The sequence below is a fragment of the Enterococcus sp. FR204 genome, from assembly GCF_031143325.1.
Taxonomy (GTDB): Bacteria; Bacillota; Bacilli; order Lactobacillales; family Enterococcaceae; genus Enterococcus_B; species Enterococcus_B faecium.
On the sequence record NZ_JAKZIW010000015.1, the window covers coordinates 34,454 to 48,681 of the forward strand.

The following is a 14,228-nucleotide window of genomic DNA, read 5'->3' on the forward strand; positions in this document are numbered from 1 at the left end:
TCTCCTTTTCTTATCCGTGCATGACCAATCCGCCATCGACATTGATGACTTGTCCGGTGATATATGGATTTTGTGCTAAGAAAACTGCTGTTTGTGCAATATCTTCTACTTGTCCGAAACGCTGCATCGGAATTTGCTTTTCCGCTTGTTCCTTGACTTTGTCTGCTAAAACTTCCGTCATATCAGTTGTGATGAATCCTGGCGCAATGGCATTACATGTAATGCCTCTAGTTGCAGCTTCTCGTGCCACAGATTTTGTTAATCCTACTACGCCAGCTTTACTAGCTGCATAATTTGCTTGACCAATATTTCCAATCAACCCAGATACACTAGAGAGATTAATGATGGCCCCTTCTCGCTGCTTCATCATTTTTTTCAAAACGTGTTGCGTCATATTGAAGGTACCGATCAAATTGATATCCAGACATTTTTTGAAATCTTCTGCATCCATTCGCATCACAAGTTTGTCATTTGTGATTCCGGCATTGTTTACTAAGATATGGATCGATCCAAGCTTTTCTTCTGCTTCTTTGATCATTTGTCCTGCTTTCTCATAATCAGAGATGTCACCGGAAACTCCTATGCATTTTACACCGAATGCTTCGATTTCTTCTATCTTTTCTTTTGGAATCTCTCCGCGACCATTCAAAATGATATTTGCTCCAGCTTTTGCAAAAGCTAAGGCCATCGCTTTGCCGATTCCTCTTGTACTACCTGTGATAAATACATTTTTTCCTTTTACATCCATAACGTTCCTCCTTATAGTATTGCTATTGTTTCATCAAATGTCTGCTTATTATCAACACGCAGAACTGGTATTGTTTTATCGATTTTTTTCATAAATCCGCTTAATACTTTTCCGGGGCCGACTTCGATGACTTGTTCGATGCCGATTGTTTTTAACTTATGGATACTCTCATAGAAACGAACAGGTTGCATGACTTGCTGTTCAAGTAGTCCCGCGATTGTTTCTTTCTTCATTATTTCCGTTGTTGTGTTGCTTATGATAGGAAAAGAAGGTTCAGAGAATTGAATCTGACTTAGGTCCTTCGCCAGTTTTTTTGATGCTGGTGCTAAAATAGCTGTATGGAAAGGTCCACTGACATTTAGTGGGATCATCCTTTTGATTCCTTTTTCTTTTAAGAGCAAAACAGCTTCATCTACGGCTTTTTCTTCGCCACCGATCACGATCTGCTGAGGTGTATTGTAATTAGCAGGAGACACGATGCCGTACTTGCTTGCTTCATGACAGCTTTCCTCAATCGTCTCAATCGGTGCATTCATTACTGCGACCATTTTTCCGCTTCCAGCTGGGGCAGCTTCCGTCATATAAGCGCCTCTCTTTGCTACTAGTGCAACGGCTTCAGTGAAGGATAACGCATCACTGGCTACTAATGCCGAATATTCTCCTAAACTCAGTCCTAAAGCTGCATCTGGGACGATTCCATGCTCCTTCAATAAGCGATAATACGCAATGCTGACTGTTAGAATAGCTGGCTGTGTATATTGTGTCTGATCCAAACGTTCATTTTCTGAAAAGCAGAGGTCGGCCATATCGTAGCCGAGAATCTCACTTGCTTCATCAAATGTCTGCTTTACAACGGCTTCTTCATATAAATCTTTTCCCATACCTTGATATTGTGCACCTTGGCCACTAAATAAGAATGCTGTTTTCATGTTTTTCTCCAATATATCCAGAATATATGGTTGATTCTTCCTATTCAAAAAGGCCGAGACATTCCTATTTCAGGAAATGTCCCAGCCCCCAACCTAATTTTAATGATTATGCAGTTTGTTTTTCTACGTAAGTCACTAAATCTTGAACCGTTTTGATTCCGTCTTCTGTTTCGATTTTCACGTCAAATTCATCTTCAATTTCATTGATGATTTGGAATAAATCCAAGCTGTCAGCTTCTAAGTCTTCTTGGATGTCAGTAGTCAATTTGATTTCTTCAGTTTCTTTTCCTAATTCTTCTGCGATGATTTCTTGAATTTTTTCGAATACCATAATAATATATTCCTCCGATATTGTTTGCTTTTTATTTTTATAATTTAACAGTCTACAACTCCATGAGAATACTTCCCCATGTTAAACCTCCGCCATAGCCTGTAAATATTACTTTCTGCTGTTTTCCCAAGGTGATCTTTCCACTAGAAACTGCTTCATCCAATAAGATAGGGATGCTTGCAGCAGATGTATTCCCATATTTATCCATATTGGTCAGGAACTTTTCTTGCGGCATCTTTACTTTTCGGGCAATTTTCTCAATAATTCTGAGGTTTGCCTGATGCAAAAGCAGATAATCAACTGGTTTGTCTTTCATGACTTCTTGGATATTGTTTGCAACGTCTCGTACGGCAAAATCAAAAATATCTCTGCCAGTCATTTGCAAATAATACGAACCTTCTGAATCTTCTGAATAGAACGGATTTTTATTTTGCTGGTAGCCAGCGGTCAATGAGCTACTTCTGGTACCGTCAGCTGCTAATTTTTCTTTCAGCAATTTTTTCTGTGGATTCGCTTCTAAGAGAATTCCACCTGCTCCATCGCCAAACAACACAGCAGTCGTACGATCAGACCAATCGATTAGCTTAGATAGTGTTTCACCACCAATCACCAGTCCCTTAGTTGAGCCGCAGCGGATCATTTTTTCAGCCATGCTTAACGCATAAACAAATCCTGAGCACGCAGCACTGATATCAAAAGCGATAGCATGAGTTGCTCCCAATTTCCCTTGTACTTGTGCTGCTACAGATGGTGTCGTGTAATCGGGCGACATTGTTGCTACTAAAATAAAATCCAAATCTTTAGGGTTTAGATTTTTCTGTTTTATCAATTTTTCCGCCACTAAAATGCATAAATCAGAAGTCTCATGATTTGTTACACATCTTCGTTCACGAATACCCGTCCTTGACGAAATCCATTCATCAGAGGTATCCATCATCTTGGAAAGATCATTATTAGTAATAATCTTTTCAGGAAGGACGCTGGCTGTTGCAGTAATCATTCCAAATTGTTCCATTAAATACCCTCACTTATAGTCTTGCAAGAAGTCGTGCAAGTTTTTCAGTGCATCCAGCAAGGCATGCTGTTCCTCCGTAGCCATTCCGTCTAAGATGTTCTTGACCATTTCACGATGAAAATGCTGATGGACCCGAAATAGTAACTTTCCTTTTTTCGTTAGTCCCAACTTTACAACGCGGCGGTCATCTTCACTGCGGATACGTTCGACATAGCCTTTTTTTACTAACTTGTTAATAGCAGTGGTCAAGGTCCCAACAGTAATTGATAGTTCTTTGGCTACTTCTGAAGTTGTTTTTTTCTTGTACATCCCGATTGCCTCGATCGTGTGCATCTCTGTGATTGACAGATCTTTGAATTGAGATTTTTTCAGCTCAGACTCTTCGATTGTCAAAATATCATTGAAGACACTAACAAGATAATCATTTACTGTTTTTAAATCTGGTTCCATGTTCCACCGTCCACTAATTAGTTTGATTATCAAATCTTTTGATGTTCAAACTATATCTTAACTTTTTTCAAAATGCAACCTTAAAAGATCATTTTTTTACTATATGAGCTTTTTTTAAGATTTTACTCATTTAAAACAACTGATAAATCAGCATTTATAATTTCTTTTATTAGAAAAATCATCTATCTCACATATTTTGATTATCAAAGTATTTTCTGTGAACAGAACTATAGAATTCCCTAAAACTTGTCCATTATTTCAAAATTTGTTATAGTCTTTTTATTCAAAGCGTAAAAGGAGATCCTATGTTAAAAGAAAAAATGAAAACTCTCCCCATGCTGCCGGGTGTCTATCTTATGAAAGACCGAGATGGTAAGGTCATCTATGTTGGTAAAGCAAAACGGCTCAAAAATAGAGTAAGCAGCTATTTTCATCAGAATAAACAGCATTCAAAAAAAGTATTACGTATGATTTATCATATAACAGATTTTGATTTCGTCGTAGTAGACACGGAATTAGATGCTTTATTGCTCGAGTGTCAATTGATCCAACATTACCGTCCTTTTTATAACCGACAAATGAATTATTTCAGTAATTATAATTATGTACATATTACCAATAAGGGATTTGTATTAACAGATACTCCTACGGCTCGAACATACGGGCCTTTTCGTCTCTATAAAAAAATGCCGTCTATTTTGCGTATAATGGAAGAAACTTATCAAATGCCTTGGTTGTCTGAAATTAGTTTGTTAGCTTTGCGAGTCCAGTTTCCTGACCTACAGGAAATGACTTTTGAACAGAAAAAAAAGGAACTCCAAGGGCTGTTTCAAGGCCGAAATAAAAAGCTACTGACTTACTTGAAAAAAAGACAACAACATTTCATCTATCAGTTGAATTTCGAAAAAGCCGGTATGCTTCAAAAAGATATCGAATTAGTTACTTATTTTATTAGACGGATCCAGGAACAAAAGCAGTTTTTAAGAACACCATCGCTCACCTTCAGCATGCCATTAGCAGCAGATGAGAGTCAGAAAAAGCACTACCTCGTTTGTTATGGTCAACTTGCAGAAACAATGATTGCCTCTGGTGACGTTTCTCCTGACTTCTATTATGAAAAGAAAGAAGCTCATTTATCTTTGAAACGTCAATTGTCAAAAGAAGAAATCGATCCTGTACAAATCTTGATCAGTTACCGCAAAAAATTAGAAAAAGAACAGTTTGAAATTGAACTGTTAAACAAAAAAGAAGCTGAAAAGCAACTAAATTAGTTGCTTCTCGGCTTCTTTTAGGCATCTTCAACTTCAAATGTCAATTATCCTAAAATTTATTGGATTAAGTCATAGATTTCCATCGCTACGATATCGATATTATCAAATTCGTATTGCTGATGAGTATCTGTTTCAGTTAATTCAAATGTATCGGTCGCTTTATCATAAGTTACTGTACACTTCTCTACGCCTTCTTTTTCAAAACGGCGAACTTGCAGTTCATTATCTGCTGACTCGACCATAGCCTCCAGTCGTTTTATGATTGCGACTAATTGTGAATGTGTCATCGGAGGTCCTCCTTTTCTTATTTCTGTTATATTGTATCAAAAGCATAGCCTACTTGCATTGATTTTCTCTAAAAAAACTCGTTTTTTATGATTTTTTTTCTGGTATTTTTCCTTCAGGCCACCAAAGTTTGATCAAAGCTTGGGTTCCGTCATTCTCAAAACCTTTATCTGCCAACTCTTCATATAGTTTCAATGCTTGGGTAGTTGCTGGCAATACAAGGTCCATTTTTTCTGCTTCTTCTAATGCAATCTTTAAATCTTTGATAAAATGTTTGACAAAAAAACCAGGTGTGTAATCTTCTTTTAAAATACGAGGAGAATAATTGCTTAAAGACCAGTTAGCTGCACTTCCACCTGAAAGCGTCTCAATCACTTTCTTTAAATCAAGTCCGTTTTTTTGTGCATAGACAAGCATTTCCGTCATTCCTGTCATCGTACCTGCAATCATGATCTGATTAGCCATTTTTGTATGCTGACCTTTCCCAGCAGAACCATGCAATGTAAATGTCGTACCAAATTCTTTGAATAAAGGCAGTACTTGATCATAAACGGCTTCTTCTCCACCGACCATGATCGTCAGTGTACCATTCTTTGCTCCTAAGTCACCACCGGATACCGGTGCATCTAACGCATCTGCGCCTTTTTCTTTTGCTGTTTTTGCAATTTTTTCTGCCAGGCTTGGTGTACTTGTAGTCAAGTCAACTAAAATATGTCCTGAGATATCTGCAGAAAAAATCCCCAACTGTCCATAGTAGATTTCTTCTACATCTTTGGGGTAACCTACCATTGTAAAGAGAATATTACTTTGTTCTGCTACCGCTTTTGGTGTATCTGCCCAGATAGCTCCTTCTGTTACTAAAGGATCAGCTTTTGCTTTTGTCCGATTATAGACAGCTACTTCGTGTCCTGCTTCTAGTAGATGGCGTGCGACAGCACTTCCCATGACGCCTGTTCCGATAAAACCAAGTTTCATTTTTTCGACCTCCTAAAAATCAAAAATCCTTGCTTCTATGCTAGTATACGCTAGAAACAAGGATTTTTTCATAAAAAATGTTTGAATTTTATCTTTTAAATGAATTTAATTTTATTTTGATTCGTTCAATCGAGTCTTCTTCTTCTTTTCTTCGCATCTCTTCTTCATGATAAACAACCATGTCTTGATAAAATTCGATCATAGCTTCGCCGAAATGTGTAGATGAAATATCATAAAGTTTAGCTTCTAAAACTTTTGGATCTTTAGGAACTTCACTGGAAATATAATCAATAAGTGCTGGTGCAAAGTCTTCGTCGGTTTCAAAAGTTTTCCCTAATGAAGGATGATCGAACAATCGGTTCAAATAAGCATTTCCTTCCACGACACAAGGTGTTCCGGCTGCCATCGCTTCTGTATAAGTAAGCCCTTGTGTTTCTGAAGTAGAAGCACTGACAAAATAATCTGCCGCTTTATAATAAAGTGCTACATCATTGTTGTCCACTTCTCCTGTGAACTGCACAAATTCTTCTAACTGCAGTTCTGAGATCAATTCCTCTAACTCTTCTACATAAGGTCCTTTTCCTACGATAACTAATCTGGCGTTAGGATAAGCGGAGATGACCTGAGGAAACCCATTAATCAAGGCTTGGATATTTTTCTCATAAGAAATCCTGCTTAAAGAAAGAATCATCAAATGGTTTTCCTGAAGACCTAGTGACTCCCTTAATTTGCTGATATCCTGCTGAGTGATATCAGAACGTTTGAATTTTTCAATGTCGATACCAGTAGGAATCACGCGAAGCGGTGCTATTACACCATAGCTGCGTAATGTATCAATAACACGTTCACTTGGACAAACTACACCTGTCGTATGATTTGCAAATAATCTAGACAAGTATTTTACATGGGATTGCCTGATCACTTTTCCTTTACCAATATAATGAAGGTAATCTTCATACATCGTATGGTAAGTATGGATCAGAGGTATTTTCAACTTCTTAGCTACCATCTTCCCAAGTATCCCTGCTCCGAATTCTGTATGGGTATGAATAAGATCTAGTTCTAGTTCTTTGGCAACCAAATAAGCATACCACATGCCTCTAACAACAATTCTTCGATCCTTGAAAGAAATAAATGGTACACTTGGCATTCGAATCACATCTTTTTCCAACTTATCCGCATTAGGATCGGTCGTTGTAAAAATATAGACTTCATGCCCATGTCTTTCTAATTCTTGTTTTAATGTTTTGATCGATGTAGCAACTCCGCTGACTTGCGGAAAGTAGGTATCGGTAAAAAAGCCGATTTTCATGTTTTTCGCCTCCAAACTAGTCCTTGACCTGATTTACTTTTTTTAATTTGCTAGAGACTTTTTCATTCAGTACACTTTCGTATACATTTTTAAGTTCTTCACCGATTTTATTGATACTTCGCTCTTTTGCTGTTTGATAACCGGCTTGTGTCGTACTCGGTAGTTCTTGATTGGTAATCTGTTGGATCAGTCGGATAAATTCTTCGTTTGTCTTCCCCATATAGCAGTTCTTGCTATCTTCTAACCAGCCATTATACACTGGAATATCTCGAACAAGTACGTTTTGTTTGCTTGCTAAAGCTTCTAAAACAACGATCCCTTCTGTCTCTTCATAAGAAGGGAAAAAGAATAGATCTGCACCTGAATACGCGCCTTCTATGATCTCTCCACGAATGTAACCAGGAAACAGGACATTTTCAGGATGATCTTCTTTTACAATTTTCCGGATGTTCCGAGGAATCGAGTACATGGGAACATGACCAAACCAAATAAATGTGTATTCGGGCATCTTCTTAGCAATTTCTACGAAATCAATGATTCCTTTACGTTCGAAAAACAAACCGACACAAATGATTACTTTTTGATCCGGAGACAGTTTGAAATATTCTCTGAACTTTTGTTCTTTCATTGGATCAGGGCGATATTTCTCTAAGTCGATCCCATTGGAAATAGCTTGAATCGGCACACGGATACCATAGCTTTCTAACAACTGTTTTGAATAAGGTGTTGGCGTGATCAGATAGTCCGCTTTTTGGTACAATCCTACCAGATATTTTTTTACGATAGGAGAAAGCTGGTTCGATCCGATAAAGGAATTTCGGAAATCTTCCTCTGTAGAATGCGCATGATAGACAACTTTTTTTCCTTCTCTTCTGGCTTTATTGACCATATTATGACTATTGATTCCGTATGTATTGATGTGCAGGATGTCATAATCTTCTTTTTCATCTAGTGTATAAGAGATACCGACTTCTGTCAGAGCACGTTTTTGATGATCAAGCGCACGCCCGATTCCAGATTTTGCAAGCATCTTTTCACTTTCAAAATATAATAATACCTTCACCTTACGTCCCCCTTCACTTATATAGTATAACATAGCCTACAAACTGTCACTCAAACTTAAGCCCTATTTTTGTCTATTCTTACTGACAAAAACGTTTTCTTAAAAAAGAACAAAAAAACTGGCGTAGCTCTTTTACAAGCCACACCAGCTTTTGATACGTTGTTTATTTTACATATTCATGAACAAGTTCAACGACTTCTTCCATCGTATCGCATTCTTTCAATGCACGATCAGCAAGTTCAGCCATTTTCGCTGTGTCCAAGCGTTTCATTAAACTACGCGTTTTAAGAATAGATGTCGCACTCATTGAGAACTCATCTAGACCCATACCTACTAACAATGGAACAGCTGTTTGATCTCCAGCCATTTCTCCACACATACCTGCCCATTTTCCTTCAGCGTGTGCTGCATCAATTACATTTTTGATCAAACGTAAAATTGATGGGTTATATGGTTGGTACAAGTAAGAAACGCGTTCGTTCATACGGTCTGCTGCCATTGTGTATTGAATCAAATCGTTCGTACCTACAGAGAAGAAATCTACTTCTTTTGCAAACTTGTCTGCTAAGACTGCTGCTGCTGGAATCTCGATCATGATGCCGACTTGGATCGTATCAGATACTTCCTTGCCTTCACTGATCAATTTTTGTTTTTCTTCTTCAAAGATCGCTTTTGCTGCGCGGAATTCTTTGAGTGTAGCTACCATAGGGAACATGATACGTAAATTACCATGAACAGATGCACGAAGCAATGCACGCATTTGTGTACGGAACATTTCGTCGCCTTGTTCAGATAAACTGATACGCAATGCACGATATCCTAAGAATGGATTCATTTCATGAGGTAATTGCAGATATGGTAGTTCTTTATCTCCACCGATGTCCATTGTACGAACAACTACAGGTTTTCCTTCCATACCTTCTAATACAGCTTTGTAAGCTTCATATTGGTCATCTTCTGTTGGGAAGTCTGGAGAATCCATATACAGGAATTCAGTACGGTACAGACCAACTGCTTCTCCACCATTATTATGGACACCAACTAGATCTTTTGGTGTTCCGATGTTTGCAGCTAATTCAAAATGCTTGCCGTCAGCTGTGACAGTTTCTGCATTTTTTAGTTTTTCCCATTCTGCTTTTTGTGCTGCGTAATCTGCACCTGCTTTTTCAAATTCAGCTTTTTGTTCATCTGTAGGATTGATGATTACATCGCCTTCGATCCCGTTGACAGCCAAAATATCGCCTTCTTTGACTTTAGCAGTAATTTCTTTTGTCCCAACGATTGCTGGAATTTCTAAAGAACGTGCCATGATAGCAGAATGTGAAGTACGTCCACCAATGTCTGTTACAAACGCTTTTACAAAATTGCGATCTAATTGTGCTGTATCACTTGGAGTCAAGTCATGTGCAACAACGACCACTTCTTCGTTGATCATTGATGGATTTGGTAAAGTAACGCCTAATAAGTGCGCTAAAATACGTTTAGCAACGTCACGAATATCTGCAGCACGCTCTTGCATATAAGCATTATCTTCCATTGCTTCGAACATACCGATATACATATCCGTTACTTCTTTTAGCGCTGATTCAGCATTTACGCTGTTGTCTTTAATATTTTGCTTGATTTGACCTACCATTTCTGGATCTGAAAGAACCATCAAATGGGCATCAAATACTCGCGCTTCTACTTCACCTAAGCTTTGCGCTGCTTTTTCACGAATTTGCTGCAATTCTTCAGTAGATTTAGCTAATGCAGCATCCAAACGAGCTTCTTCAGCCGCAGTATCTTCTACTGTTGCCTTACTGAATGTTAAATCCGGTTGAACTAGCAGGTAAGCTTTTGCAACGGCTACACCGTCACTAGCGGCAATCCCTTTTAGCATTTCAACCATTATTCAGATAAGCCTTCTTTCTTCATTGTTTCAACGATTGCTGCCATTGCATCAGCTTCGTCAGCACCTTCTGCAGTAATAGTAACATCAGAACCTTGACCTACACCTAAAGACATAACGCCCATGATTGATTTCAAGTTTACTGATTTACCTTTATACTCTAAGTTTACATCAGAGTTAAATTTGCTTGCTGTTTGTACTAATAGTGTAGCTGGACGAGCGTGGATCCCAGTTTCTGCTACTACGTGAAATTCTTTCTTTTCCATATTAATCGGTCTCCTTTAAGTGAGTGTTGTTTTTATGTGAGGGTTTTCTTTTTTAGTAATTCAGAGAATCCTAACAAATGCCACCCTTTCATCTGTAAAGATTAACATTTTTTTTCGTTAGATACAACAGTTTTCATTCAATTTCAGATAAAAGTATTCAAATTATTTCGGATTCTTTTTCATCCTTTTCTTCACATTTTATAACAAACGTGTTTATTTTCTTTTTCTTGTCGCTTTCTCTTCTCCTGACGTTTATCATTCTTTCCTTTGACCCTCTTTGTTTTCATATGAAACGAATTACTTGCTTCCCTTTTTATTTTTAGTATAATAAGAGTCAAAGGTCAGGAATGGTCAATAGAGATTTCACCTTTTCTACCTCATAAATCTCTTAAAAAACTAGGGGTTATTCTTTTACCTCATGAAAAACGAGATGTAAAATATGGATGTACCCATTTTTGTGAAAGGACGTGAATGATTCATGCTTTGTCAAAACTGCGGCAAGAATGAGGCAACGATTCACTTGTATGCCACTGTCAATGGTCAGCGGACACAACTCGATTACTGTCAGAGCTGTTATCAAAAAATCAAAAATCAACAAAATGGAGGTCTGACTAATATGGCCCAAAATGATCCATTTGGATTTGGCAGTTTGGACGATCTTTTCCGTTCCATGTCTCGCCAAATGCAACAGCAAGGAAATTATGAGCAAACACCACCAACACAATTTGGCGGAAACAACAACTTCAATGGTGGTCAGCCACCTCAAGGCAATACAGAAGGTTTATTGGGAGAATACGGAATCAATATCACAGAACAAGCACGACAAGGTGATATCGATCCTGTGATCGGACGCGATGACGAAATCAAACGAGTCATTGAAATTTTAAATCGCCGAACCAAGAACAATCCTGTCTTGATTGGAGAACCAGGTGTTGGTAAAACAGCAGTTGTTGAAGGTTTAGCACAAAAAATCGTAGATGGTGATGTACCGCAAAAATTAATGGACAAAGAAGTCATTCGTTTAGATGTCGTATCTTTAGTCCAAGGTACTGGTATACGAGGACAATTTGAAGAACGTATGCAAAAATTGATTGAAGAGATCCGTCAAGCAGAAAATGTGATCCTATTCATAGATGAAGTTCACGAAATCGTCGGTGCTGGTTCTGCTGGTGATGGAAATATGGATGCTGGTAATATTTTAAAACCAGCTTTAGCTCGAGGAGAATTACAAATGGTTGGTGCTACTACCTTAAATGAGTACCGCATCATCGAAAAAGACGCTGCTTTAGAACGTCGTATGCAACCTGTACGGGTAGATGAACCAACTGTCGAAGAAACGATCAGTATTTTGAAAGGTTTGCAAAAACGTTATGAAGACTATCATCATGTAAAATATACTGATGAGGCCATCGAAGCAGCCGCAACTTTATCCAATCGTTACGTCCAAGATCGCTTCTTGCCGGATAAAGCCATCGATTTGCTAGATGAAACAGGTTCTAAGAAAAACTTGACGATCCAAATCGTTGATCCTAAAACAATCGAGAAAAAACTGCAAGAAGCAGAAGAACAAAAAGTTTTAGCTTCTCGAGAAGAAGATTTCGAAAAAGCAGCTTATTATCGCGATCAGATCAATAAACTTCAAAAAATGAAAGAACGTCAGCTCACTGAAGAGGAAACACCTGTGATTACCGAAAAAGATATGGAAAGAATCGTTGAACAACGGACAGGTATTCCAGTGGGTGAATTAAAAGAAAAAGAACAGACACAACTGAAAAATTTAGCAGATGACTTGAAAGCTCATGTCATCGGACAAGATAACGCTGTAGATCGAGTAGCGAAAGCGATTCGCCGAAACCGTGTTGGATTAAACAAACAGAATCGTCCAATCGGCTCCTTCTTATTTGTTGGACCAACTGGTGTAGGTAAAACAGAGCTTGCGAAACAACTTGCCTACGAACTATTCGGTTCACAAGATTCAATGATTCGTTTCGATATGTCTGAATATATGGAAAAACATAGTGTCTCTAAATTGATTGGTTCTCCTCCAGGTTATGTCGGATACGAAGAAGCTGGTCAATTAACAGAAAAAGTACGGAGAAATCCTTACAGTCTTGTCTTGTTAGATGAAGTAGAAAAAGCTCATCCAGATGTTTTGCATATGTTCTTGCAAATCTTAGATGATGGTCGATTGACAGATGCACAAGGAAGAACGGTCAGCTTTAAAGATACGATCATCATTATGACAAGTAATGCCGGAACTGGTAAAGTAGAAGCAAACGTTGGTTTTGGTGCGGCACGCGAAGGTGTTACTCGTTCTGTATTGAACCAATTAAACAACTACTTTACACCAGAATTTCTGAACCGTTTTGACGGGATCATCGAATTCAGTGCATTATCAAAAGAAAACTTGATGACAATCGTCACACTAATGCTAGACGATGTCAACCAAATGCTGGCAGCACAGCAACTTCACATCGAAGTTCCTACGAATGTCAAAGAAAAATTAGTTGACTTAGGCTATGATCCATCTATGGGTGCTCGTCCTCTTCGACGCACAATCCAAGAACAAATCGAAGATGGTATCGCTGAATTTTATCTTGATCACCCTTCTATCCATGAGTTGAAAGCAAAACTGGATAAAGATGGAAAAATCATCGTTACTTCTAAACCAGAACGTTTGGCAAAAGAATCAGCCGAAGAAACGGCTGAATAAATCCAGTTTTATAGCGTGAGACGGTATTTCTTTGAGAAATGCCGTCTCATTCTTTTTTCAGAAAAGTCAAAATACTGTTCATTTTATAAAAAAGAAATTATAATAAGAGAAACAAGCAATTAAAAATACATAAAAGAGGTGAGGGCCATGAAATTGGTAAATGTAACAAACAGTCATTCCCGTCTTGTATTAAACCAGCTTGAAAACACTGATGCCCATCTAGTCGAGGTCTACACAGCCGGAAATACCACTATTGTATACACTGAAGCCCCTGAACATAATGAAATTCTGCTGATCAATGACAAACGTAAAATCCAGCCGAAAGAAATCGAAGATGCTAAAAATTATTTCTTAGATAAAATCAAAGACGCCGTTTACCACGAGGATGAAATCAAAGTAATCGAATTGGCAGGCCTTGTTGAAATCTCGATTCCAAAACATGAATTAGGCGCTACATTAGCCGTGTAAACAAATTTTGAACATAATAATTAAAGAGCGTGGGACAAAAGTAAAGAACACTTTTGTCTCACGCTCTAAACACGTATAAACGGCGGAAGCAGAAGCAACTCCTTCGGAAATAAGCTGAAATTCACGAAAATTGCTTTTCAAATTTTTGTGAATTCCAGCTTATTTCTTGGAGTTAAACGCTTCTGTCTCAGCCTCTTTTTCTTTCTAGCTTTTTGATTTTTCTCTTTTCTTTTGTACTTTTCTCTTTTCATTTTCAGTTCTACGCGTGTCTTTATTTTTAACTTTTTCCTCTTTATGGATGATTGATCGTACTTTTTGTGCAATTTGCTCGTTTTTGTCCCAGTCTTTTACACCTAATAATCGACATAATCGTAACATCTCTTCTTTTTTCTGTTTTTTTCTTTCACGTCTTTGCCATTCTGTTTCCATGTGTCACACTCTCCTTTCTTTAATCATATGTACGCAAAATAATTTTTATATTTTTTTGATTAGACATTTCTATGATTTTAAT

General features: G+C 37.9%; 15 protein-coding genes. 3 read left to right on the forward strand and 12 right to left on the reverse strand.

Features of this window, described 5'->3' with window-relative positions; translation table 11 throughout:
• Positions 1 to 10 precede the first annotated feature (10 nt).
• The 5 genes from fabG to RG571_RS05620 all read right to left on the reverse strand — a co-directional run bounded on the left by fabG (position 11) and on the right by RG571_RS05620 (position 3,473).
• Positions 11 to 748 carry a 3-oxoacyl-[acyl-carrier-protein] reductase gene (gene fabG, locus RG571_RS05600; RefSeq protein ID WP_002339664.1) on the reverse strand — a complete coding sequence of 246 codons (738 nt, stop codon included), beginning with the start codon at positions 746 to 748 and terminating at the stop codon, positions 11 to 13.
• Positions 749 to 759: 11 nt separating this feature from the next.
• Complete coding sequence (gene fabD, locus RG571_RS05605; protein WP_002339663.1) at positions 760 to 1,677, reverse strand: ACP S-malonyltransferase; 918 nt, start codon at positions 1,675 to 1,677, stop codon at positions 760 to 762.
• Between the two features lie 106 nt (positions 1,678 to 1,783).
• Positions 1,784 to 2,008, reverse strand: a complete 225-nt coding sequence (locus RG571_RS05610) for an acyl carrier protein (protein WP_002287614.1) — start codon at positions 2,006 to 2,008, stop codon at positions 1,784 to 1,786.
• Between the two features lie 52 nt (positions 2,009 to 2,060).
• On the reverse strand, positions 2,061 to 3,023 hold the full coding sequence (locus tag RG571_RS05615) for a beta-ketoacyl-ACP synthase III (RefSeq protein ID WP_131774350.1): 963 nt from the start codon (positions 3,021 to 3,023) through the stop codon (positions 2,061 to 2,063).
• Positions 3,024 to 3,032: 9 nt separating this feature from the next.
• Positions 3,033 to 3,473 (reverse strand): MarR family winged helix-turn-helix transcriptional regulator, encoded by a 441-nt coding sequence (locus RG571_RS05620; RefSeq protein ID WP_002287610.1) that lies wholly within the window; start codon positions 3,471 to 3,473, stop codon positions 3,033 to 3,035.
• Between the two features lie 305 nt (positions 3,474 to 3,778).
• Between RG571_RS05620 and RG571_RS05625 the strand changes: the two genes are divergently transcribed.
• Complete coding sequence (locus tag RG571_RS05625; RefSeq protein WP_258430284.1) at positions 3,779 to 4,744, forward strand: GIY-YIG nuclease family protein; 966 nt, start codon at positions 3,779 to 3,781, stop codon at positions 4,742 to 4,744.
• Positions 4,745 to 4,800: 56 nt separating this feature from the next.
• On the opposite strand, the gene RG571_RS05630 is transcribed toward RG571_RS05625, so the two are convergent.
• The 6 genes from RG571_RS05630 to RG571_RS05655 all read right to left on the reverse strand — a co-directional run bounded on the left by RG571_RS05630 (position 4,801) and on the right by RG571_RS05655 (position 10,536).
• On the reverse strand, positions 4,801 to 5,031 hold the full coding sequence (locus tag RG571_RS05630) for a YkuJ family protein (RefSeq protein ID WP_002287607.1): 231 nt from the start codon (positions 5,029 to 5,031) through the stop codon (positions 4,801 to 4,803).
• Between the two features lie 85 nt (positions 5,032 to 5,116).
• Entirely contained in the window at positions 5,117 to 6,004 is an 888-nt protein-coding gene (locus tag RG571_RS05635; protein ID WP_002339659.1) for an NAD(P)-dependent oxidoreductase, read from the reverse strand.
• An 88-nt stretch (positions 6,005 to 6,092) separates the two neighbouring features.
• Positions 6,093 to 7,316 carry a glycosyltransferase family 4 protein gene (locus tag RG571_RS05640; protein ID WP_308947531.1) on the reverse strand — a complete coding sequence of 408 codons (1,224 nt, stop codon included), beginning with the start codon at positions 7,314 to 7,316 and terminating at the stop codon, positions 6,093 to 6,095.
• A 16-nt stretch (positions 7,317 to 7,332) separates the two neighbouring features.
• Positions 7,333 to 8,379, reverse strand: a complete 1,047-nt coding sequence (locus RG571_RS05645) for a glycosyltransferase family 4 protein (protein ID WP_002323526.1) — start codon at positions 8,377 to 8,379, stop codon at positions 7,333 to 7,335.
• 163 nt (positions 8,380 to 8,542) lie between these two features.
• A complete protein-coding gene (gene ptsP / locus RG571_RS05650; RefSeq protein ID WP_002339657.1) occupies positions 8,543 to 10,270 on the reverse strand; it encodes a phosphoenolpyruvate--protein phosphotransferase in 1,728 nt (575 codons plus the stop codon).
• Positions 10,270 to 10,536: a phosphocarrier protein HPr gene (locus RG571_RS05655; protein WP_002287602.1), complete on the reverse strand. Its 267-nt coding sequence runs from the start codon at positions 10,534 to 10,536 to the stop codon at positions 10,270 to 10,272. Before RG571_RS05655 ends, ptsP begins: the two co-directional genes overlap by 1 nt.
• 478 nt (positions 10,537 to 11,014) lie before the next feature.
• On the opposite strand from RG571_RS05655, the gene RG571_RS05660 reads away from it, so the two are divergent.
• Together RG571_RS05660 and RG571_RS05665 are read left to right on the forward strand one after the other, a co-directional pair.
• Positions 11,015 to 13,249: an ATP-dependent Clp protease ATP-binding subunit gene (locus RG571_RS05660; RefSeq protein ID WP_025479629.1), complete on the forward strand. Its 2,235-nt coding sequence runs from the start codon at positions 11,015 to 11,017 to the stop codon at positions 13,247 to 13,249.
• A gap of 147 nt (positions 13,250 to 13,396) precedes the next feature.
• The gene (locus RG571_RS05665; RefSeq protein WP_002339655.1) at positions 13,397 to 13,717 is read left to right on the forward strand and encodes a DUF1827 family protein; all 321 of its coding nucleotides are present in this window, start codon (positions 13,397 to 13,399) and stop codon (positions 13,715 to 13,717) included.
• Between the two features lie 204 nt (positions 13,718 to 13,921).
• On the opposite strand, the gene RG571_RS05670 is transcribed toward RG571_RS05665, so the two are convergent.
• A complete protein-coding gene (locus RG571_RS05670; RefSeq protein ID WP_308947530.1) occupies positions 13,922 to 14,146 on the reverse strand; it encodes a flagellar motor switch protein in 225 nt (74 codons plus the stop codon).
• Positions 14,147 to 14,228 lie beyond the last annotated feature (82 nt).

What these genes read in the sequence shown, in the direction of transcription:
- RG571_RS05615 (WP_131774350.1), bottom strand. Translation starts at nt 3,023, where the DNA reads ATGGAACAATTTGGAATGATTACTGCAACAGCCAGCGTCCTTCCTGAA.
- RG571_RS05660 (WP_025479629.1), top strand. Translation starts at nt 11,015, where the DNA reads ATGCTTTGTCAAAACTGCGGCAAGAATGAGGCAACGATTCACTTGTAT.
- fabG (WP_002339664.1), bottom strand. Translation starts at nt 748, where the DNA reads ATGGATGTAAAAGGAAAAAATGTATTTATCACAGGTAGTACAAGAGGA.
- fabD (WP_002339663.1), bottom strand. Translation starts at nt 1,677, where the DNA reads ATGAAAACAGCATTCTTATTTAGTGGCCAAGGTGCACAATATCAAGGT.
- RG571_RS05610 (WP_002287614.1), bottom strand. Translation starts at nt 2,008, where the DNA reads ATGGTATTCGAAAAAATTCAAGAAATCATCGCAGAAGAATTAGGAAAA.
- RG571_RS05655 (WP_002287602.1), bottom strand. Translation starts at nt 10,536, where the DNA reads ATGGAAAAGAAAGAATTTCACGTAGTAGCAGAAACTGGGATCCACGCT.
- RG571_RS05635 (WP_002339659.1), bottom strand. Translation starts at nt 6,004, where the DNA reads ATGAAACTTGGTTTTATCGGAACAGGCGTCATGGGAAGTGCTGTCGCA.
- RG571_RS05670 (WP_308947530.1), bottom strand. Translation starts at nt 14,146, where the DNA reads ATGGAAACAGAATGGCAAAGACGTGAAAGAAAAAAACAGAAAAAAGAA.
- RG571_RS05625 (WP_258430284.1), top strand. Translation starts at nt 3,779, where the DNA reads ATGTTAAAAGAAAAAATGAAAACTCTCCCCATGCTGCCGGGTGTCTAT.
- RG571_RS05630 (WP_002287607.1), bottom strand. Translation starts at nt 5,031, where the DNA reads ATGACACATTCACAATTAGTCGCAATCATAAAACGACTGGAGGCTATG.
- RG571_RS05665 (WP_002339655.1), top strand. Translation starts at nt 13,397, where the DNA reads ATGAAATTGGTAAATGTAACAAACAGTCATTCCCGTCTTGTATTAAAC.
- RG571_RS05640 (WP_308947531.1), bottom strand. Translation starts at nt 7,316, where the DNA reads ATGAAAATCGGCTTTTTTACCGATACCTACTTTCCGCAAGTCAGCGGA.
- RG571_RS05620 (WP_002287610.1), bottom strand. Translation starts at nt 3,473, where the DNA reads ATGGAACCAGATTTAAAAACAGTAAATGATTATCTTGTTAGTGTCTTC.
- ptsP (WP_002339657.1), bottom strand. Translation starts at nt 10,270, where the DNA reads ATGGTTGAAATGCTAAAAGGGATTGCCGCTAGTGACGGTGTAGCCGTT.